This window comes from Streptomyces sp. NPDC026538 (genome assembly GCF_055567535.1).
The window spans coordinates 147,075-167,910 of sequence record NZ_JBVHQG010000002.1 but is presented as its reverse complement, the minus strand read 5'-3'; the positions used below and the strand labels follow the sequence as shown (position 1 = coordinate 167,910).

The 20,836-nt window shown below is 70.9% G+C and carries 15 protein-coding genes; 11 read left to right on the top strand and 4 right to left on the bottom strand.

Going from position 1 to position 20,836, the window contains the following annotated elements; all coding sequences use genetic code 11:
- Window positions 1-34: 34 nt before the first annotated feature.
- The 3 genes from ACZ4N4_RS07650 to ACZ4N4_RS07640 all read right to left on the bottom strand — a co-directional run bounded on the left by ACZ4N4_RS07650 (window position 35) and on the right by ACZ4N4_RS07640 (window position 5,219).
- The gene (locus tag ACZ4N4_RS07650) at window positions 35-1,741 is read right to left on the bottom strand and encodes a carbohydrate binding domain-containing protein (protein ID WP_467585628.1); all 1,707 of its coding nucleotides are present in this window, start codon (window positions 1,739-1,741) and stop codon (window positions 35-37) included.
- A gap of 184 nt (window positions 1,742-1,925) precedes the next feature.
- Window positions 1,926-3,872 carry a LamG-like jellyroll fold domain-containing protein gene (locus tag ACZ4N4_RS07645; protein ID WP_467585626.1) on the bottom strand — a complete coding sequence of 649 codons (1,947 nt, stop codon included), beginning with the start codon at window positions 3,870-3,872 and terminating at the stop codon, window positions 1,926-1,928.
- Between the two features lie 168 nt (window positions 3,873-4,040).
- On the bottom strand, window positions 4,041-5,219 hold the full coding sequence (locus ACZ4N4_RS07640) for an MFS transporter (protein WP_467585623.1): 1,179 nt from the start codon (window positions 5,217-5,219) through the stop codon (window positions 4,041-4,043).
- Window positions 5,220-6,209: 990 nt separating this feature from the next.
- On the opposite strand from ACZ4N4_RS07640, the gene fusA reads away from it, so the two are divergent.
- The 8 genes from fusA to ACZ4N4_RS07600 all read left to right on the top strand — a co-directional run bounded on the left by fusA (window position 6,210) and on the right by ACZ4N4_RS07600 (window position 16,839).
- Window positions 6,210-8,276, top strand: a complete 2,067-nt coding sequence (gene fusA, locus ACZ4N4_RS07635) for an elongation factor G (RefSeq protein ID WP_467585620.1) — start codon at window positions 6,210-6,212, stop codon at window positions 8,274-8,276.
- Between the two features lie 390 nt (window positions 8,277-8,666).
- On the top strand, window positions 8,667-9,983 hold the full coding sequence (locus ACZ4N4_RS07630; RefSeq protein WP_467585617.1) for an ABC transporter substrate-binding protein: 1,317 nt from the start codon (window positions 8,667-8,669) through the stop codon (window positions 9,981-9,983).
- A 5-nt stretch (window positions 9,984-9,988) separates the two neighbouring features.
- Window positions 9,989-10,981: a carbohydrate ABC transporter permease gene (locus ACZ4N4_RS07625; protein WP_467585614.1), complete on the top strand. Its 993-nt coding sequence runs from the start codon at window positions 9,989-9,991 to the stop codon at window positions 10,979-10,981.
- Entirely contained in the window at window positions 10,974-11,834 is an 861-nt protein-coding gene (locus tag ACZ4N4_RS07620) for a carbohydrate ABC transporter permease (RefSeq protein ID WP_365798356.1), read from the top strand. Before ACZ4N4_RS07625 ends, ACZ4N4_RS07620 begins: the two co-directional genes overlap by 8 nt.
- A gap of 38 nt (window positions 11,835-11,872) precedes the next feature.
- Window positions 11,873-13,231, top strand: a complete 1,359-nt coding sequence (locus ACZ4N4_RS07615) for a GH1 family beta-glucosidase (RefSeq protein ID WP_467585611.1) — start codon at window positions 11,873-11,875, stop codon at window positions 13,229-13,231.
- A gap of 141 nt (window positions 13,232-13,372) precedes the next feature.
- Window positions 13,373-15,247, top strand: a complete 1,875-nt coding sequence (locus tag ACZ4N4_RS07610) for a discoidin domain-containing protein (protein WP_467585609.1) — start codon at window positions 13,373-13,375, stop codon at window positions 15,245-15,247.
- A 141-nt stretch (window positions 15,248-15,388) separates the two neighbouring features.
- Window positions 15,389-16,075 carry a hypothetical protein gene (locus ACZ4N4_RS07605; RefSeq protein WP_467585606.1) on the top strand — a complete coding sequence of 229 codons (687 nt, stop codon included), beginning with the start codon at window positions 15,389-15,391 and terminating at the stop codon, window positions 16,073-16,075.
- A gap of 41 nt (window positions 16,076-16,116) precedes the next feature.
- Complete coding sequence (locus ACZ4N4_RS07600; protein ID WP_467585603.1) at window positions 16,117-16,839, top strand: YcnI family copper-binding membrane protein; 723 nt, start codon at window positions 16,117-16,119, stop codon at window positions 16,837-16,839.
- Between the two features lie 205 nt (window positions 16,840-17,044).
- Here ACZ4N4_RS07600 and ACZ4N4_RS07595 read toward each other — a convergent pair whose 3' ends face one another.
- Window positions 17,045-17,926 carry a CDP-alcohol phosphatidyltransferase family protein gene (locus ACZ4N4_RS07595; protein ID WP_467585600.1) on the bottom strand — a complete coding sequence of 294 codons (882 nt, stop codon included), beginning with the start codon at window positions 17,924-17,926 and terminating at the stop codon, window positions 17,045-17,047.
- A 121-nt stretch (window positions 17,927-18,047) separates the two neighbouring features.
- On the opposite strand from ACZ4N4_RS07595, the gene ACZ4N4_RS07590 reads away from it, so the two are divergent.
- From ACZ4N4_RS07590 to ACZ4N4_RS07580, 3 genes are all read left to right on the top strand, one after another.
- Entirely contained in the window at window positions 18,048-19,028 is a 981-nt protein-coding gene (locus ACZ4N4_RS07590) for a zinc-dependent alcohol dehydrogenase (RefSeq protein WP_467585597.1), read from the top strand.
- 150 nt (window positions 19,029-19,178) lie between these two features.
- Window positions 19,179-19,577 (top strand): 6-pyruvoyl trahydropterin synthase family protein, encoded by a 399-nt coding sequence (locus ACZ4N4_RS07585; protein ID WP_351699293.1) that lies wholly within the window; start codon window positions 19,179-19,181, stop codon window positions 19,575-19,577.
- Window positions 19,574-20,785, top strand: a complete 1,212-nt coding sequence (locus ACZ4N4_RS07580; protein WP_453567477.1) for a glycosyltransferase family 4 protein — start codon at window positions 19,574-19,576, stop codon at window positions 20,783-20,785. Before ACZ4N4_RS07585 ends, ACZ4N4_RS07580 begins: the two co-directional genes overlap by 4 nt.
- Window positions 20,786-20,836: the final 51 nt, after the last annotated feature.

The following is a 20,836-nucleotide window of genomic DNA, read 5'->3' as shown; positions in this document are numbered from 1 at the left end:
TCCGGGAACCGCCCCTCCTGTGCGCGGACTTCGCTCAGGTGAGGCTGAAGTCGTCGGCGTCGACGGCGGCCTGGCCGTACCAGCCGTGGACGTAGACGGTGACCGTTCCGCTGCTGCCGGTGGTGAAGCCGACCTTGAGCTGGTTCCAGCTCGCGCTGTTCGACCAGGTGCTCGCGGTGGCACCGCCGCTGACACCGATGTAGGCGTACGGGCCCTGCACCCAACCGGAGAGCGTGTAGGTGTGGTTGGGGGAGAGGGTGACGGTCTGGTCGCATTCGCCGGTTCCGCTGGAGCTCGGCGTGACCTGGAGGCCGTGGCTGCCGCTGTGGACCGGGCTGGAGACGACCGTGCTGCCGCCGGTGCAGGTCCAGGGGCTCGCACTGCCCGTCTCGAAGCCGGCGTTGGTCAGTGAGCCACCGCCCCCGCCACCTCCGCCGGACGAGGTGACCGTGAGCGTGTAGGTGGCGCTGTGGCTGCCGCTCGCGGCGGTGCCGGTGACGGTGATCGGGTAGCTGCCCGCGGCCACCGACGCGCCGACCGTCGCCGTCAGCGTCGAACTGCCCCCGGCGGTCACCGAAGCCGGGCTGAAGGAGACGCCGACCCCGGAGGGCGCGCCGGACGCGGTGAGAGCGACGGACTCGGCGCCGCCGGAGGTGACGGCGGTGGAGACGGCCGCGGTCGCCGAACCTCCCTGGGCGACCGACGCGGAGCCGGGCGACAGGGCCAGGGAGAAGTCGGTGGTGGCGCCTCCGCCGCCGCCCGAACTGCCCTCGTAGGGCACGAACGCGTCGGTGAAGGCGAGCGGGTTCTGGCTGATCTCACTGCACGTGGACAGTGAGTTGGCGCTGCCACTGCACGGCTGGTCCCGGTTGGCCGACCAGAACGCCAGCCGCCCGACGCCGTTCTGCGCGGCGAAGCTCTCCACCGTCTGGGCGTCGGCCAGGGTGAAGGTGGACCCGTCGTCGTTCTTGCCGATCATCGGGGTGATGCCGAGGTTGGCGTAGCCGTAGCCGGAGTCGACGGACTGCATCTGCGCCAGCGTGGCGCGGGCCGCGGAGAGGGCGCCCTGGCCCATCTCGGTGCCGGTGCCGGCGTAGTAGTCCATGGTCATGATGTTGACGACGTCGATCTTGACGCCGGCGTTCTTGGCGGCCTTGAGGATGTTGACCCCGTCGCCGGTCAGTCCGCTCGTCAGCACCGGCAGGGTCATGGAGAACCGGAGGCCCGGGTTGGATGCCTTGAGGTCCTTCATCGCCTGCATCTGACGGGCCACGGCCGCGGTGTCGGCCACGGCGGCGCCTTCGACGTCGAAGTCGAGCTGGGTGACGCCGTAGTCGTTGATGATGGCCTGATAGCCGGCGTCGATGCTGCTCTGGTTCGAGCACGTCCACGCGAGCGGCTCACCGCTCGCCCCGCCGGAGGAGATGATCACCGAGGCGCCCTCGGATTTGGCTCTGGCGATCTCCGGGTCGGTGTAGGAGTCGTTGCCGATGGGGAGGGTGTCGCCCCAGATCTGGTTGCAGCCCACGCCGAGGACGAAGGCCGCCGTGTAGGCCTTGAGGTGGTGGCCGGTGATGGCGGTGTCGAGCAGGCCTTCCTGACCGTTCGACATGTCGACGTAGGGAGCCACGGAGTAGACGCTGCCCGCCGCGGCGTTGCCGGTGGGGGCCAGTGCGACGGCGGCGCCGGTGGCCGTGAGGGCCAGGGCGCACACGGAAGCCGCGAGTCTTGCCAGGTGCATGACAGTGGCCCTTTCGGGATGCCCGGGGAGGGCGGAGGTGTGGGGGAGGGGCCGGACAGGTATTGGTACATACCAAACTCCCCGAGGTCTCCGCCGTCAAGAGGACTAGACCAAAGGCTCTGCCAAGACGCGTGCCGCCCGTCTCCGGCAGGCGGTGGCCGGGCCGGAGACGGGGGACACCGGGCTACTTCGCGGTCAGGAACTCGTCGGCGGACAACGGGCGGTCGACGATCCGGATGTCCCCGATGCCGCCGTGGAACACGATGTCGACGGCGCCCGCGTACTCGTGGCCGCCCACCAGCCAGGGCAGCCCGAGCGAAGTGAGGCCGACCGACAGGCGCTTCGGGTTGTCGACGACCGGCGCGCCCTCGACGTACAGCTTCGTGCGGCGGCCGTCGTTGACCACCGCCAGGTGCCACCACCTGAGCTCCACCAGGCCGTGGCCCCAGTTGGTGGTCGGGTAGGTGTCGTTGAGCGGGTAGTGGTTGAACTGCGGCTCGCGGCCGTTGTTCGAGATGGCGAGCTGGAGCACGGGCTCGCCGGGGTCGGTGTTCTTGCCGTGCTTGCCGGCGTCCGCCGCCGAGCCCCGGCGGCTGAGTATCGACGCCCAGCCGTTGCGGCCGGCGTCCCAGTCCAGCGGCATCCGTACGAACGTCTCGATGGTGTACCCGGACGTGAACGTCTCGGCGTTCAGCGGAGCCTTCGCCCCGGTGGTCAGATACGAGCCGTGGAGCGGGTTCCGGCCGCCCGCGAACGTCAGGCTGGCGTGTGCGGGCTGGTCGGGGTGGTGGTCGTCGGACCAGGTCAGCGCGGAGGCGGCGGTGCCCGGCAGGGTCACCACCGTCAGGTCGTTGCCCTTGCCGGACAGGTCGGGGACGGTCTGGCCGGCGGTGAGCGCGCTGCCGGGCGTGCCCTGCCCGTCGAAGCGCCAGTACGCCAGCGTGCCCTTCACCAGTTCCCGGGCGGCCGGACGGGCCGGCCGGACCGGCACCGGGGCGAAGCCGGCGAAGCGCTCGGCGAAGTCGATCGGCACCGAGAAGTTGTCGACCGGGCCGGTGATCCGGGCGTGCTGGGCCGCCAGTTCGGTGCGGGACTCCGGCTTCTGGGCCAGGATCCAGGGGTTGACCGTCTCGACGTCGATCGTGTTCCGGGCCAGGTCGAAGTGGTACAGCCGGATCATGCCGCCACCGCCGAAGTAGCGGTTCTGGTAGTTGGTGATGTGCAGGTGCACCTCGTTGCCGGCGGCGTTCTTCGCGGTCGTACGCGCGGGCGGCCAGTAATGGCCGTTGAGGGTGAGGAAGATCTGGTCGTTGTCGTTGATCAGCCGGTCCCAGACCGTGCGGCCGTAGTCGGAGAGTACGGCGTTGTCCTCCGGGTCACCGGACTCGTACGGGAAAACGTTGTCATCGTAGTCCGAGTAGACGAGGTCGTGCGTCGTGAGGATCACCGGCAGCTTCGGGTGCGCCTTGATCACGCCGTCGGCCCAGGCGAAGCCCTGCTCGCTGGTCCGCCAGTCCAGGGCCAGCAGCAGCCAGGAGCGGCCGGCCGCCTCGAAGCTGTGCGCGGTGTTGTAGCCGGTCGCGTCCGCCCCGGCGAAGGTCTTCGCGCGCTTGAACCGCTGCGGGCCCATGGTCCGCAGGTACGCGGTGTCGCCGCGGCTGTCGTCGCCGCTCACGTCGTGGTTGCCGGCGAGCACGCTGTAGGCGGCGCCATGCGCGTCCAGCAGGCCGAAGGCCTTGTCGACCTCCTGGAACGAGGACGGGTCGGCGTCCTGGGTCAGGTCGCCGAGGTGGGCCATGAACACGATGTTGTCGTCGGAGGCCCTGCCGCTGTTGCCGACGACGTAACGGAACGACTCCTCCTGCGGCGCCCGGTCGACACTGTCCTGGCTGCCCCAGTAGAGGAACTGGGTGTCCGGCATCACCGCGAGGGTGAACCGGAGGGCGGTCGGATCCGGTCTCCAGGTGCCGGTCCTGCCGGCGGCGGTGTCCGCGGCGTACGCGGGTGTGCCGCCGAGCGTGGCCGCGCCCACGGTTGCCGCGCCCGCACCGGCCAGCGCCGCGTTGCGGAGGAAACCACGCCTGCTCTGTCCGGCCGCTTCTTGTGACGGAGTGTCATCCTGCATGGACATGGGGCCTTCCCGGGTCGATGGTCCGAACGGCGACGACGCTACCCAGAAGGGCCCGTGGGCGGGCGGACAGCAGATGACGAGCGAAGGCCGGGCGGCTGTCCGGGATCGAAAGACTGGCGCCTGCGCCGTCGTTCGGCCCGGCTGCTGTCCGACCGGCCGGTCGGACGCTCAGGCCGAGGGCTCCGTCACGGTGTGCTCGCCGCGCCGGACGAAGACCAGACCCGCCCACGCCATGGCGGCCAGCGGGATGACACCCGAGACGATCACCTGGCCCTGGCTGGAGACCAGGTGGTTCGGGGTGCCCAGCAGATAGCCGAGGCCGATGCAACTGCGGGACAGCGCCTGGAAGCAGGCCCAGGCACTGCCGTGCACCTCGGCCGGTACCCGCGAGTGCACCGCGTTGCGCAGGCCGACGTTGCACGCGCCGTTGCCGAAGCCCGCGATCAGGAACAGCGGGAAGATCACCGCGGCGACCGGGATCAGACCGGTGAGGAGCAGGCCCAGGCCGATGCCGGTGATACCGCCGACGATCAGCAGGGTGTGCCGGTCCGACCAGCCCGCGCGGCCCGCGAGCAGGGCGCCGGGGACGGACCCCAGGGCCCAGGTGGCCAGGAAGAGGCCGAAGACGGTGTCGTTGCCGTTGACGACGTCGCGCAGGTAGAAGACGCCGGCGACGTTCTCGATGCTGGTGGCCAGCATCGCCGCCGCCAGCGCGGGCATCAGCGTGCCCACCACCGGGGCGTCGCGCAGCGCCCGGTAGCCGTCCCCGAACTTCGTGGCGGGGCGGCGGCCGATCACCACGTCCACGGTGGTCGGCACAGCCACCAGGGTGCAGCCCGCGAGCACGAGGAAGGACACGGCGTCCGCCCCGAGGAGCACGCCGGTGCCCCACCGGGAGTTGAGGAAGCCGGCCAGCGCGGGCCCGAGCAGCCCCGCCACGGACATTCCGGCCATCAGCAGGCTGTTCGCCCGGCCTGTGTACCGGTCACCGGCCACCGCGGGCAGCATCTTGAACCCGGCGGCCACCGAGGCCACTCCGGCCAGAGAGGACAGGGCGATCAGCGCGACCCGCACATGGAACCCGCCGACGGCGGTGGCCGCGGCGAGGGACAGTGACTGGGCCAGCAGCGCCCACAGACACACCGTGCGCGCGCTGAACCGGTCCACCACGGAGCCGATCAGCGGTGCCGCGAGCACCGTGGGGATGAGCTCGGCGAGCATCACCTCGGTCACCCCGAAGCGGAAGTCCCGGTCCGCCGCGTTCAGCACCAGCCCCAGCGAGGCGAGGGTGTCGCCGAGACGGGAGAACAACGTTCCCGCGATGAGCACCTGCGCGGCGACCGGCATCGCAGTACCCCGGCGCAGCGCGGCGAACGGCGCTCTCCGCGTCTTTTGCGTGTCCAATCCAGTCCAATCCGTCCACTTGCCGTACGCATTCGGTCTGCTCGCCGATCAGATTAGGCCTGTTCGTCGAGTGGTGGAGCATCCACCGGCCACCGGGACGGGGTGCTTTCCGGCCTTTGGGTCCTCTGCCGGATCCCGGTGGCGATCCTAATTTCTCAGCCACAAGCAGCACTTCACCGAATGTCCACACATGTTCCACATCAACTCCGGCCGGACCGGAAGAGGTCGGCGTGTTCCGCGTGCCACCCGCGACGATGCGCATCCGGGGCGTTCCGGACGTCCTTTCCCGAGTCGGCCGGACCGGTGCGGGTGGGAGCGTCCCGATGTCCCGCTGGGAGCCGTAAAGCGCGTTTTCGGCCAATCGCTGGAGTTGCGGCGTTCTCTTCCGATGGGCCTGCTCCGCGTCGTTCGCCGAACCGGAAAGCGCCTTCCGGGGCGGCGGGGTTATGGATGCCGGCCGCGTGAATGTCCGGAAAATGTCGGGGCAGCGAGTCGCCCCTTTCCCCGAGGGGTGGCGAAAAGCGAACGAACCGGTATCTCCGGGAAGCGCAAGTCCCCTGGTCGGAAAAGCGCGTGCCGTGTCCGGCGTCCCCTGCCTACACTCGCTCCGTATCACGCACCGTAGCCGTGGAAGGCGGTCACGGCGCTTTACCGTGACGAGTTCGCACGATGAGGGGAGAGGGCCATGCGCGACCGCGCGACTGCCGTCTCTTCCCGTTCCCGCTACGAGGTGATCCTCGTGTCCCCGACTCTCCGGTACCCGCTGCGCGGCCGGTACCGGACTCCGTGACGCCCGACCGGACTCCGCAACATCTGGCATGTGCCAGTTAATTGACGTTCCGTCAGTTGTGACTCGGTGAACTTCGCGGCACGGAAATTGCGCTGCCCATTCCAGGTCCCGTCCTTGGGGCCGCATTCGAAAGGCAACGGGCCATGCGCGCCGAACTCCCCCCGAACTCCGTCAACTCCCTTGCGGCCGTTCGCAACCTGGGCATCCTCGCCCACGTCGACGCCGGAAAGACCACCGTCACCGAACGCATCCTCTTCGCCACCGGCACCATCCACAAACGCGGCGAGGTGCACGACGGCACCACCGTCACCGATTTCGACCCCCAGGAACGCGACCGCGGCATCACCATCTTCGCCGCGGCCGTCAGCTGCGCCTGGGACGGCCACCGCGTCAACCTCATCGACACTCCCGGCCATGTCGACTTCGCCGACGAGGTCGAACGCTCCCTGCGCGTCCTCGACGGCGCGATCGCCGTGTTCGACGCGGTGGCCGGCGTGGAGCCGCAGAGCGAGTCGGTGTGGCGGCAGGCCGACCGGCACGGCGTCCCCCGGATCGCCTTCGTCAACAAGCTGGACCGTGCGGGCGCCGGCCTCGACGGAGCCGTCGAGTCGATCCGTACCCGGCTGCACCCGGCCCCGCTCGTCGTCCAGCTGCCCATCGGCGTGGAGGACGGCTTCACCGGCGCCGTCGACCTCGTGCGCATGCGTGCGCTGGTCTGGCCGGACGACGGCGGTACGGCGGTGCCGGGACCGGTCCCCGACGGGCTGCGGGCGGAAGCGGGCCGCCGGCGGCGCGCGCTGGAGGAGACGGTGGCCGCACTGCACCCGGCCGCGCTGGAGGAGTTCTGCGCGCCGGCCGGCCGGCTGTCCGACCGCACACTGCGCTCCGCCCTGCGCGACCTCACCCTGAGCGGCGAGGGCGTCGTCGTCCTGTGTGGCTCGGCCTACCGCAACCGGGGCATCGAACCGCTGCTGGACGCGGCCGTGGCCTATCTGCCCTCGCCGCTCGACGTCCCCGCCGTACGCGGCACCCACGAGGGCGCCGAGCGGCGGCGGGCCGCCGACCCCGAAGGGCCGTTCGCGGCGCTCGCGTTCAAGGTGACCGCGACGCCCACCGGTCGCCTCACCCATGTCCGCGTCTACTCGGGCACGATCGAGAAAGGAGACACCGTGTGGGACCCCACGACCCGCCGCACCGAACGCGTCGCCCGCATCCTGCGCGTCATGGCCGGGCGCCACGAACCCGTCGACCGCGCGGTGGCCGGTGACATCGTCGCCGTCGTCGGACCGAAGTCGGCCCGCCCCGGCTCCACGCTGTGCACGCCGGACGCCCCGCTGCTCCTGGAGCCGCCCCTCGCCCCGGAACCGGTGGTGTCCGTCGCCGTCGAGGCCCGCCTCCGTACCGACACCGGCCGGCTGGCCCAGGCGCTGGCCCGGCTGGCCGAGGAGGACCCCTCGCTGGTGGTGCGCACCGACCCGGAGACCGGCCAGACCGTGCTGTCCGGGATGGGCGAACTGCACCTGGAGGTCGCCGTGGCGAAGATCCGCGGGGACGGCGGCCCCGAGGTCGCGGTGGGCCGGCCGCGGGTCGCCCTCAGGGAGACCGTGGCACGCGGGGTGACCGGCTTCGTCCACCGGCATGTCCATCAGACCGGCGGCGCCGGGCAGTTCGCGCATGTCGTCCTGGACGTCGAACCGCTGGAGCACGAGGCGGGCTTCGTGTTCCGGTCGGCGGTCGTCGGCGGCCGGGTGCCCCAGGAGTACGTCCGTGCGGTCGAGGCCGGCTGCCGGGACGCGCTCACCGAGGGCCCCCTCGGCGGGCATCCGGTCACCGGGCTCCGGGTCACCCTCACCGACGGTTCGACGCACGTGAAGGACTCCTCCGACACGGCGTTCCGTACGGCGGGCCGGCTGGGTCTCCGGGAGGCCCTGCGCGGCTGCGCGATGCTCCTGCTGGAGCCGGTCGCCGAGGTCACGGTCACCGTGCCCGAGGACGCGGTGGGCGCGGTGCTGGGCGACCTGTCCGCGCGGCGCGGCCGGGTCACCCGCTCGGCGGTCCGGGGCGGGTCGGCGGTGCTGACCGCCACCGTGCCGCTGGCCGAACTCTTCGGCTACGCGACCCGGCTGCGCGGCCGCTCCCAGGGCCGAGGCACCTTCACCACCCGCCCGACCGGCTACGCACCGGCACCGGCCGCGGCAACCGCTCGGTGACACCGGGAGGGGGCCCGGGGACACTCTCCCCGGGCCCCGTCGCCGAGTCGGGTGACCCGCCGCTCGCCGCACCGCGCCCCCGTCGAAACACAACCGTTGTGGAACGGCCCGTGAGCGCTCTCCGCCCAGGTCGCCCGGCTTCGGCGCAGGTCACGCCGCCTGGCGTGGCGAGACCACCGGGCCGGAACCGGGTGTTCCCCGGCCCGCCTGCACGGATACCCGTGCCGGATCCCTTGACGAGCTCCTGTTCGGGGGATTAACTCACGTCCTAAATTAAGCCATGAGGGGCTTCGGAAGCCGAACGGTGGTCTCGGCCTTCGCAATCGCGGGTGCCGGCCTTCGCGAAGCCCTCTCGGGGTTCTCGACTCCCGGAAAGGCACAGCTGGAGCCATGCGCAGCATCCGAGCCGCGGCCGTAGGCGCCGTCACCATGTCTCTCGCCCTCGCGGCCACGGCCTGCGGTGGCGGTTCGTCCACCGGGGGCGGGTCCAACGACTCCCCGAAGACGCTCACATACTGGGCCTCCAACCAGGGTGCCAGCATCGAGATCGACAAGAAGGTACTCCAGCCGGAACTCGACAAGTTCCAGAAGCAGACCGGCATCAAGGTCAAGCTGGAGGTCGTGCCCTGGTCGGACCTGCTCAACCGGATCCTGACCGCGACCACCTCCGGCCAGGGCCCCGACGTGCTGAACATCGGCAACACCTGGAGCGCCTCGCTGCAGGCGACCGGCGCGCTGCTGCCTTGGGACGCCAAGAACTTCGGCAAGATCGGCGGCAAGGACCGCTTCGTCGACTCCGCGCTCGGCTCCACGGGCGCCGAGGGCAAGGACCCGGCGGCCGTACCGCTGTACTCGATGGCCTACGCCCTCTACTACAACAAGAAGATCTTCGCCGACGCGGGGATCGCCAAGCCGCCGGTCACCTGGGACGAGCTGGTCGCCGACGGCAAGAAGATATCCGCCAAGGGCAAGTCGGTGCTCGGCGCCGAGGGCGGCAACGTGTCGGAGAACATCCACCACACCTTCGTCTTCGCCAAGCAGCACGGCGCCGACTTCTTCACCGCCGACGGCAAGCCCAACTTCACCGACGACAAGGTCGTCGCCGCGGTGAAGCAGTACGTCGACCTGATGGCCAAGGACAAGGCCATCCCGACCAGCGACGCCGAGTACGCGCAGAACCAGTCGGTGAGCGACTTCGCCAAGGGCAAGCTGGCGATGCTGCTGTGGCAGTCGGCGTCCTCCAACCTCAAGTCGCAGGGCATGAGCGACAGCGACTACGGCATCGCCCCCGTGCCCGTGCAGTCCGGCACCCCCGGCACCGGAGCCCAGGTCAACTCGATGGTCGCCGGCATCAACCTGGCGGTCTTCAAGAACACCAAGAACCTCGACGGCGCGACGAAGTTCGTGAAGTTCATGACCAGCGACGACGAGCAGAAGATCCTCAACACCGCCTACAGCTCCATCCCGCCGGTCAAGACCGCCCAGGAGGACCAGGCCTTCAACACTCCCGCCAACTCGGTCCTGAAGAACACGCTCGCCACCAGCGCCGCGGCGCTGCCCCAGGTGGCCGCCGAGTCGCAGTTCGAGACGACCGTCGGCACCGCCGTGAAGAACCTGTTCGCCGCCGCGGCCGCCGGTCACGCCGTCACCACCGACTCCGTGAAGGCCGAGCTGGAGAAGGCCCAGCAGCAGATGCCGGCGGCCTGAGCACCATGACGACCACCACCACCGCCGTGCACGAGCCGGTGCGTGCGAACTCCCCCGGGGCGGCGGGCGGCTCGGGCCGCCGCCCCGGGCGGATCCGCCGGATCGGACTGCCCTACCTGCTGCTCCTGCCCGCTCTGCTGCTCGAACTCCTCGTCCATCTGATACCGATGGTCATCGGCGTCGTGATGAGCTTCAAGGAGCTGACCCAGTTCTACATCCGCGACTGGGGCACCGCCCCCTGGTCCGGGTTCGACAACTACCGGACGTCGATCGAGTTCAACGCGCCGGTCGGCAAGGCCCTGTTGCACTCCTTCCTCGTCACCGTCGGCTTCACCCTGCTCTCGGTCGGCCTGTGCTGGCTGATCGGTACCGCGGCCGCGGTGTTCATGCAGGACGCCTTCCGCGGCCGGGGCCTGTTGCGGACCCTGTTCCTGGTGCCGTACGCGCTGCCGGTCTACGCGGCCGTCATCACCTGGGTGTTCATGTTCCAGCACGACAACGGCCTGGTGAACCACGTCCTGCACGACCAGCTGCATCTCACCGACAAGCCGTCCTTCTGGCTGATCGGCGACAACAGCTTCTGGGCGCTGCTGACCGTGTCCGTCTGGAAGGGCTGGCCGTTCGCCTTCCTGATCGTGATGGCCGGACTCCAGAACATTCCCAAGGAGCTGTACGAGGCGGCCGCCCTGGACGGCGCCGGCATGGTGCAGCAGATCCGCCGGATCACCCTGCCCTCGCTGCGCCCGGTCAACCAGGTGCTGGTCCTGGTCCTGTTCCTGTGGACGTTCAACGACTTCAACACGCCGTACGTCCTGTTCGGCAAGGCCGCTCCGGAGGCCGCCGACCTCATCTCGGTCCACATCTACCAGGCCTCCTTCGTCACCTGGAACTTCGGCACCGGCTCGGCGATGTCCGTGCTCCTGCTGCTCTTCCTGCTGGTCGTGACCGGCGTCTACCTCGCGCTCACCTCACGCGGACGGAGGACCGCCGATGTCTAGCCCCAGTTCGCCGATGGCCCCGCCGCGCTCCTTCCTCTGGGCCCGCGCGATCTTCCTCACGCTGCTCACCGGGTTCGTGCTGATCCCCGTGTACGTGATGATCTCCAGCTCGCTGAAGCCGCTCGCGGACGTCACCGGCAAGTTCCGCTGGCTGCCCAGCGGGCTGACCATCCGCCCGTACATCGACATCTGGTCGACGGTCCCGCTCGCGCGGTACTTCGTGAACTCGCTGATCGTGGCGGTCGCGGCGACCGTCTGCTCGGTCGTGGTCGCGGTGTTCGCCGCCTACGCGGTCAGCCGCTACGAGTTCCGCGGCAAGCGGATCTTCACGGTGACCGTGCTGTCCACGCAGATGTTCCCGGGCATCCTCTTCCTGCTCCCGCTGTTCCTGATGTACGTCAACATCGGCAACGCCACCGGCATCGCGCTGTTCGGCTCCCGCGGCGGCCTGATCCTCACCTACCTGACGTTCTCGCTGCCGTTCTCGATCTGGATGCTGATCGGGTACCTCGACTCGGTGCCCAGGGACCTGGACGAGGCGGCGCTGGTGGACGGCTGCGGGCCGCTGGGCGCGCTGTTCCGGGTGGTGGTGCCGGCCGCGATCCCGGGGATCGTCGCGGTCGCCGTCTACGCCTTCATGACCGCCTGGGGTGAGGTGCTCTTCGCGTCGGTCATGACCAACGACACCACCCGCACCCTCGCCGTCGGCCTGCAGGGCTACTCCACGCAGTACGACGTCTACTGGAACCAGATCATGGCCGCCTCGCTCGTGGTGAGCGTTCCCGTCGTGGCCGGCTTCCTGCTGCTCCAGCGCTACCTCGTGGCGGGGCTGACGGCGGGCGCCGTCAAGTGAACCCCCCTAGTTCCGAAGCTTGTCGCGAAAGGAATTACGTGACCATCGACCTCGCCGCACTCCCGCACGACTTCCTGTGGGGCACGGCAACCGCGGCGTACCAGATCGAGGGAGCCGTCGCCGAGGACGGCCGTTCACCCTCCATCTGGGACACCTTCTCGCACACCCCGGGGAAGATCGCGGGCGACGACAACGGCGACATCGCCTGCGACCATTACCACCGCTGGCGCGAGGACATCGGCCTGATGGGCCGGCTCGGCACCAACGCCTACCGGTTGTCGATCGCCTGGCCGCGGGTGCGGCCCGGCGGCGACGGCCCGGTCAACGCCAAGGGCCTCGACTTCTACGACGAGTTGATCGACGCCCTGCTGGCGGCGGGGATCACCCCGTCGGTCACGCTCTACCACTGGGACCTGCCGCAGGCCCTGCAGGACCGGGGCGGCTGGCCCGAGCGGGCGACCGCCGAGCACTTCGCCGCCTACGCCTCCGTGGTCGCCGAACGGCTGGGTGACCGGGTCCGGCACTGGACCACCCTCAACGAGCCCTCCTGCTCGGCCTGGATCGGCCACCTGGAGGGCAAGATGGCCCCGGGCCTGACCGACCTCACGGCCGCCGTCCGCGCCTCCTACCACCTGCTCCTCGGCCACGGCCTGGCCGCCCAGGCGATCCGCGCCGCCGCGCCCGGCGCCGAGGTCGGCATCGTGAACAACCTCTCCACGGTGTTCGCCGCCTCGGACCGTCCCGAGGACCAGGCCGCCGTCCGCCGCCACGACGGACACGTCAACCGCTGGTGGCTCGACCCGGTGCACGGCCGCGGCTTCCCGGCCGACATGGTCGAGACCTACGGCGTCGAACTCCCCGAGCGCCCCGGCGACCTGGCGACCATCGCCACCCCGCTGGACTGGCTGGGCCTGAACTACTACTTCCCGGCCTACGTCGAGGACGACCCCGACGGGCCCGCTCCGTACGCCCGTTCGGTGCGCCGCCCCGACGTCCCGCGCACCGGCATGGACTGGGAGATCGACGCGAGCGGCATCGAGACGCTGCTGCTGCGCCTCACCGACGAGTACGGCGCCCGCAAGCTCTACGTCACCGAGAACGGCTCGGCCTACCCGGACGTGGTCCGCCCCGACGGCACGGTCGACGACCCCGAGCGCCAGGAGTACCTGGCCGGCCACCTGGCCGCCTGTGCCTCGGCGGCCCGCAAGGGTGCCCCGCTGGCCGGGTACTTCGCCTGGTCGCTGCTGGACAACTTCGAGTGGGCGTACGGCTACGAGAAGCGGTTCGGCCTGGTCCACGTCGACTACAAGACCCAGGTCCGCACCATCAAGGGCAGCGGCCACCGGTACGCGGACATCATCCGCGACCACCGGGGACAGGCCCGCCGGGCGGCCTGACCGAAACGGCGGTGGGCGCGGCACAGGGGAGTTCCGCGTCCACCGCACCGCACTGTCACACGCATGCACGACGGTCCATGGACACCACCCTCCGATCTGTCATGAACGCAACAACGTGCCATCGACACTCAGGAGACCCGCATGCCGACCCGCATTCCCCGCACCCTCCTGGCCGCCCTCGCGACGGCCGCCCTGCTGGCCTCGGGCCCGGTCCTGGCCGTACCGGCGTCCGCCGCCGCTGCCGCCGTGACCTGGGACACCGACCGCGCGACCACCGCCTACACGGCTAACCCGAACGCCGTCACCGCCTCCGGCAGCGAGAACGGCGGCACTACCCCCGGCCTGGCCTTCGACGGCAATGGCGCGACCCGCTGGTCCAGCAACTTCGCGGACGACGCCTGGATCCGGATCGACCTCGGCACGACGATCCGGATCGACCGGGTGGTCCTCGACTGGGAGGCCGCCTACGGCAAGAGGTACGTCCTGGAGGCCTCGAAGAACGGCACGGACTGGACGCCGTTCTACACCGAGACCGCGGGCACCGGCGGCTCGGTCACCGCGAGCACCTACCCGCAGGAGGTCACCGGCCGCTACGTCAGGATGCGCGGCATCGAACGCGCCACCCCCTACGGCTACTCGCTCTGGAACTTCAAGGTCTACGGCGGCGAACCGGCCCCCGCGTCCTCGACCGTCACCAACCTCGCCCTGAACCACCCGGCGTACTCCAACTACTACCAGCACGCGGGAAATTCACCGGCGTTCGCCACCGACGGCGGCTGGCCGGCCGACCTGAAGGGCGACTACACCCGCTGGTCGAGCGACTGGAACGCCGACCGCTGGATCTCGGTCGACCTGGGTGCCACCTCCACGATCTCCTCCGTGGACCTGTACTGGGAGTCGGCGTTCGCGGTCGACTACCTGCTCCAGGTCTCCGACGACAACGTCAACTGGCGCACGGTGTACGAGCCCACAGCAGCGGCCATCGCCGCCCGCCGCGCGAACGTCGCGGCCCCCGGGGACGCGGCGGGCCTGCACGACACCGTCACCCTCCCCTCCCCGGCCACCGGCCGGTACGTCAGGATGCTCGGCAAGGAGCGCCGCAGCTTCTACAACCCCGCCCCCTACACCGCGCAGTTCGGTTACTCCCTCTACGAGTTCCAGGTCTGGGGCACCGGCGGCAGCGCGTCGGCGGCCTACCCCGCCCTCCCGGGCGACCAGTCGGGCACCTACCAGACCACGTTCTTCGACGACTTCACCGGCGCCGCACTCGACCGCTCCAAGTGGCGGGTCGTCCGCACCGGGACCGAGATGGGCCCGGTCAACGGCGAGTCCCAGGCGTACGTCGACTCGACGAACAACGTCCTGACGCAGAACGGCGAACTGATCCTCAAGGCGAAGTACTGCAAGGGCTGCACCCAGGCGGGCGGCGGCACCTACGACTTCACGTCCGGCCGCATCGACACCAACACCCACTTCGACTTCACGTACGGCAAGGTCAGCGCCCGCATGAAACTCCCGGTCGGCGACGGCTTCTGGCCCGCCTTCTGGCTGCTCGGCAGCAACGTCGACAACCCCTCGGTCTCCTGGCCGGCCTCCGGCGAGACTGACATCATGGAGAACATCGGCTACCCGACGTGGACGAGCACCGCGCTGCACGGGCCCGGGTACTCGGCCGACGGCAACATCGGCGCCCGCCAGACCTTCCCGAACGGCGGCACCGTCGACCAGTGGCACACCTACGCGGTGGAGTGGACGCCGACGGCGATGCGCTTCTACGTCGACGACACCCTGGTCCAGGAGACGACCCGCAACAAGGTGGAGTCCACGCGCGGCCAGTGGGTCTACGACCACAACCAGTACGTCATCCTCAACCTCGCCCTCGGCGGCGCCTACCCCGCCGGCTGGAACCAGGTCACCAGCCCCTACTGGGGCCTGCCGCAGTCCAGCGTGGACAAGATCGCGGCCGGGGGAGTGCAGGCTGAGGTGGACTGGGTGCGGGTGGAGCAGAAGAAGTAGCGGTTCCCGGCCGGGCGGCGGTCCGCCGTCGCCCGGCCCGCCTCACAGCAAACCGCGGCCGTCGCACGGGAAAACCCCAGCCGTGAGTGAACGGGGCGTCCGCGCCTCGCGTATCCCCCGACCGTGGGAGGATCGCTCACCATGAATGCGTCACCGGCGGTACGGAGCCTGCGTGCCGCGGTGTTCGCCGCGGTGTGCGTGCTCCTGGCTGCCGCCGGACATGCGCTGGCCATGGGACAGATGCCGCCGCTGTGGGCCGACGCGGCCGGGTTCGTCGCCGTGTTCGGCCTGGGGCGCGCCCTCGCGGGGCGTGAGCGCGGACTGCCGGAGATCGGCGCCGGCATGCTGCTCACCCAGGCCGGCCTGCACTTCGGCTTCGACGCGGCCCGCGCGGTGTCCCCGGCTCCCGCGCCCACCATGACCATGGCCCCCATTCATGTGCACGGTCATGTCATGGCCGGTATGGCCGGTATGGCAGGTATGACTGATGCGGCCGGTATGGGTGGTATGGGTGGAGTGATGCAGCAGTACCCGCACGCCCACGCCCTGACCGCGCACGCCACCCTCGCCCATGTCCTCGCCGCCCTGGTCGCCTCCTGGTGGCTGCGGTGCGGTGAGGCGGCGCTGTGGTCACTGCTGCGCCGCGCGGTCGCCCTCGTGCCCGGTCTGGCGGCCTGGTGGCGCGACGCCCCGCTGCCCGGCCCGGCCGCCGGCCCGCATTCGGCCCCGGCCGGTCCGACCCGCCCCCGCCGACTGCTCGCCCTGCGGCACGCGGTGAGCCGACGCGGCCCCCCTTTCGCGATCCCGTACCCGGTCTCACACCCGTAAGACCCTCTAACAGACTTCACTCGTACGGAGATCACTCACCCATGTCTGCCCACTCTGCCCTGCGCCGCGCCGCCACCGTCACCGCGCTCACCGCCGCGTCGGTCCTCGCCGCCGCCGGCGTCGCCTCCGCGCACGTCACCGTCCACCCCGAGAGCTACGCCAAGGGAGCCACCGACGGTGTGCTGACCTTCCGGGTGCCCAACGAGGAGGACACGGCCTCCACCACCAAGGTGCAGGTCTTCCTGCCCACCGACCACCCGGTCCTGGGCGTCCTCGTCTCGCCGCGGGACGGCTGGACCGCCAAGGTCACCACCACCAAGCTCAAGACCCCGGTGAAGACCGACGACGGCACCATCACCGAGGCCGCCTCCGAGATCACCTGGACCGGCGGCAAGATCGGCGCCGGCCAGTTCGAGGACTTCGACGTCGCCTTCGGCCAGCTGCCCGAGGACACCGGCCAGCTGGCCTTCAAGACCCTGCAGACCTACTCCGACGGCAAGGTCGTGCGCTGGATCGAGGAGGCGCAGAGCGGCGGCGAGGAGCCGGAGAACCCGGCGCCGACGCTCAAGCTCACGGCGGGCGACGACGCCACGGCCTCGACGGCACCGGCGACGCAGAGCAGCGCCAGGGCGACGACGACCGCCTCGGCCGACTCCAGCGACTCCACCGCGCGGGGCCTCGGCATCGCGGGCCTGGTCGTCGGCGCCCTGGGCCTGGCGGCGGCCGCGTTCGCCTTCGTCCGGACGCGGGGCGCACGCTCGTAGGCGTCAACGGCTGTGAGCCCACACGCGTGGGCCCACACGCGTACGTCAACGCCCGTGGGCCAACGCCCGTAGGCCATCGGGCGTTGCTGTACCGGCTGGTGAGGCACCGCCCGTCGACGCAACGCCTGTTGGCCCACGCTCGTAGGCAAACAGCAGGGGCCCGGACCATCCCCCGGTCCGGGCCCCTGTGCCGTGCTCGGTCAGTTCACCGGACCGCCAGTTCCAGCATCTCCCTCTCCTCCGTGCGCACCTCGACCCGCGCCTCGGTGCGCACCGTCAGGCGCAGCTCGGCCGCCCGGGCCGCCACCCGCTCCTCCTCCGCGACCGCGGCCACCGCAGGCGCCGCCTCCCGCTCCGGCACCGTCGCCTCCGCCGTCGGCGAGTTGCGCCACAGCCACACCACATCGCGTCCGAACGACCACAGCAGCGAGCCGACCGCCAGCAGGACCACGGCCAGGTTGGCCAGGTACGGCAGCAGGTCCGCGCCCGCGAGGAGCAGGCAGATGCCCTGCATCGCGGCGACCGTCTTGCGGGCCATCGACGGCGGCAGCGGAGCGTTCAGCCAGGGCGCCACCTTCGCCGCCGCGACGAACGCGTAGCGCATCGCGCCGATCAGCAGCACCCACGGGCCCAGCTGCGTCGAGACGTACACGCTCAGCACCAGGATCAGGAACGCGTCGACCTCCATGTCGAAGCGCGCGCCCAGGGCCGTGGAAGTACCCGTGTGGCGGGCCACCTTGCCGTCCACGCCGTCGAGGATGAGGGCCACGGCGGTCAGGCCCACCAGGAGGGTGACCGGCGGGGAGCTCTCGAAGGAGTCGGCGACCAGGGCCGTCACACCGCCGACCAGGATCGCGCGGCCGAGGGTCACCCGGTTGGCGGGGCCGAACGAGCGCGGCCGGGTGCGGTGCAGGGCCCGGGAGAGCACCGCCCAGGTGGCTATCGCGAACGCGAGCCCCGTCAGCCATCCGGCCGGCCCCATGCCGATCGCCGACCCGAGCAAGGTCAGCAACAGGATCTGCACGCCCGCTCCCACAGCGGTCTCCTGCTGGACCAGCCTGGCTTCGTAAGTGTTGTTCAGGGCCACCGCACGTCCTCCGGCCGAGTGACAGAGTCGATCAACGCCGCGTACTGTGCGCGGCCTGTGCACTTCTCGCTGTGCACATCTCGGTACGTGAACAACTTCCCGATCGTTCAGGAGGATGCCGATGAACCGCTCGGCCCGCGCGTTCTGGCTCCGCTCTCCGGGCCACGGAGAGCTGCGTGACGTCACCCTCGCGGAGCCCGCCGAGGGCGAGGTGCTGGTGCGCGCGCTGTACTCCGGAGTCAGCCGGGGGACCGAGACGCTGGTGTTCCGCGGCGGGGTACCGGAGAGCCAACACGCGGTGATGCGGGCGCCGTTCCAGGTGGGCGAGTTCCCCGGGCCGGTGAAGTACGGCTACCTGAGCGTCGGCGTCGTGGAGGCGGGCCCGGTTGAGCTGGTCGGCCGTACGGTGTTCTGCCTGTATCCGCATCAGACGCGTTACGTCGTTCCGGTGAGCGCGGTGACGGTGGTACCGGATCGTGTACCACCGGCGCGCGCGGTGCTCGCGGGCACCGTGGAGACCGCCGTGAACGCCCTCTGGGACGCCGCGCCCCTGGTCGGCGACCGGATCGCGGTGATCGGCGGCGGCATGGTCGGCTGCTCGGTCGCCGCCCTGCTCGCCCGCTTCCCCGGCGTACGGCTCCAGCTGGTCGACGCAGACCCGGCCCGCGCCAAGACCGCCGAGGCCCTCGGGGTGGACTTCGCGACGCCCGAGGACGCCCTGGACGGCTGCGACCTGGTCGTGCACGCCAGCGCCACCGAGCAGGGCCTCACCCGCGCCCTGGAGCTCCTCGCCGCCGAGGGCACGGTCCTCGAACTGAGCTGGTACGGCGACCGGCGGATCACCCTCCCGCTCGGCGAGGCCTTCCACTCCCGCCGCCTCACCGTGCGCAGCAGCCAGGTCGGCACGGTCTCCCCGCGCCGGGCCGGCCGTACCTACGCCGACCGGCTCGCCCTGGCCCTGGACCTGCTGGCCGACCCGGCACTGGACGCCCTCATCACCGGGGAAAGCGCGTTCGAAGAGCTCCCGGAGGTACTGCCGAAACTCGCCTCGGGGGAGATCCCGGCGCTCTGTCACCGGGTCCGCTACGGCGACGTCGGCTGACGGAATGTCCAATGCGGGCCGCCAAGAGGTCCTGACCTGAGAAAAGAGTGAGAGTGGACTGAACACGGGGAAGCCAAGAGCCGTATTAAGGGCATCCCCCGGCAGGGATCAGCCGGGGGACCAGACGCGCCGCACCTGGAGGGTCGTCCGTTGTTCAGCATCACCGTCCGCGATCACATCATGATCGCCCACAGCTTCCGCGGCGACGTGTTCGGGCCCGCGCAACGACTGCACGGCGCCACGTTCCTGGTGGACGCCACCTTCCGCCGTGAGCAGCTGGACGACGACAACATCGTCGTCGACATCGGTCTTGCCACCCAGGAACTCGGCGCCGTGGTCAGCGAGCTGAACTACAGAAACCTCGACAACGAGCCGGACTTCGCCGGGATCAACACCTCCACGGAGTTCCTGGCGAAGGTCATCGCCGACCGGCTGGCCGAGCGCATCGAGAAGGGTGCCCTGGGCGAGGGCGCCCGGGGCCTCGCGGGCCTGACCGTCACCCTGCACGAGTCACACGTCGCCTGGGCGAGTTACGAGCGTGCCCTGTGACCGACGTGTCCCTCGGCCGGGCACCGGCCCTGACCTACGTGCCCGCGCAGCGCGCGGCGACCACCGACCCGGCCGTCGAGAACGCCCCCGCGAACATCGGGATCCTGCCCATGTCCCTGCGCATCGTGCACTTCGTCATGCCCGGTGGTGTCGACGACCTGGCCACCCCGAGCGGCGGCAACGCCTACGACCGGCGGGTCTGCCTGGACCTGCCCGGCTTCGGCTGGCAGGTCACCCGGCACCCCGTGCCCGGCTCCTGGCCGCGCCCCGACGCGGCCGACCGGGACGCCCTCGCCCGCACCCTGCGGGAGCTGCCCGACGGCGCCGTCGTCCTCCTCGACGGCCTGGTGGCGTGCGGGGTCCCCGAGGTCGTCGTACCGGAGGCCGAACGGCTGCGGCTCGCCGTCCTGGTGCACCTGCCGCTGGGCGACGAGACCGGGCTCGACCCGGCGGTGGCCGCCGACCTGGACGCCCGGGAGCGCACGGTGCTGCGCGCCGTGCCGGCCGTGGTGGCGACCAGCGACTGGGCGGTACGGCGGCTGGTCTCGCACCACGGCCTGGCACCCGAACGGGTGCATGTCGCCGCCCCGGGCGCCGACATCGCCCCGCTGGCCGGCGGCACCGACGGGGTCTCGCACCTGCTGTGCGTCGCCACCGTCAGCCCGCGCAAGGGCCAGCACCGGCTGGTCGAGGCGCTCGCGGCGGTCCGGGACCTGCCGTGGACCTGCACCTGCGTGGGCGGCCTCGGCCAGGATCCCGAGTACGTCGCCCATCTGCGGTCGCTGATCGCCCGGCACGGGCTGACGGACCGGCTGCACCTCGCCGGCCCCCGCTCCGGCGCCGACCTCGACGCCAGTTACGCCGCCGCCGACCTGATGGTTCTCACCTCGTACGCCGAGACCTACGGCATGGCGGTCACCGAGGCCCTCGCCCGGGGCATCCCGGTGCTCGCCACCGACGTCGGCGGGTTGCCGGAGGCGGTCGGTAGAGCTCCTGACGGCGGGGTACCCGGCATCCTCGTGCCGCCGGAGGACCCCGCCGCGCTCGCCGCCGAACTGCGCGGCTGGTTCGGCGAGGCGGACGTACGCCGTCGTCTGAAGGCCGCCGCGCGCGGTCGGCGGGCGGCGCTCGACGGCTGGGCGACCACCGCCCGCAGCCTGGCCGGAGTCCTGCTGAGACTCCCCGACGAACCCCGGAGGGCGGCATGACCAGCGAGACGACCACCACTACTCCGGTCGGCGCGATCCCCGCGCAGCCCG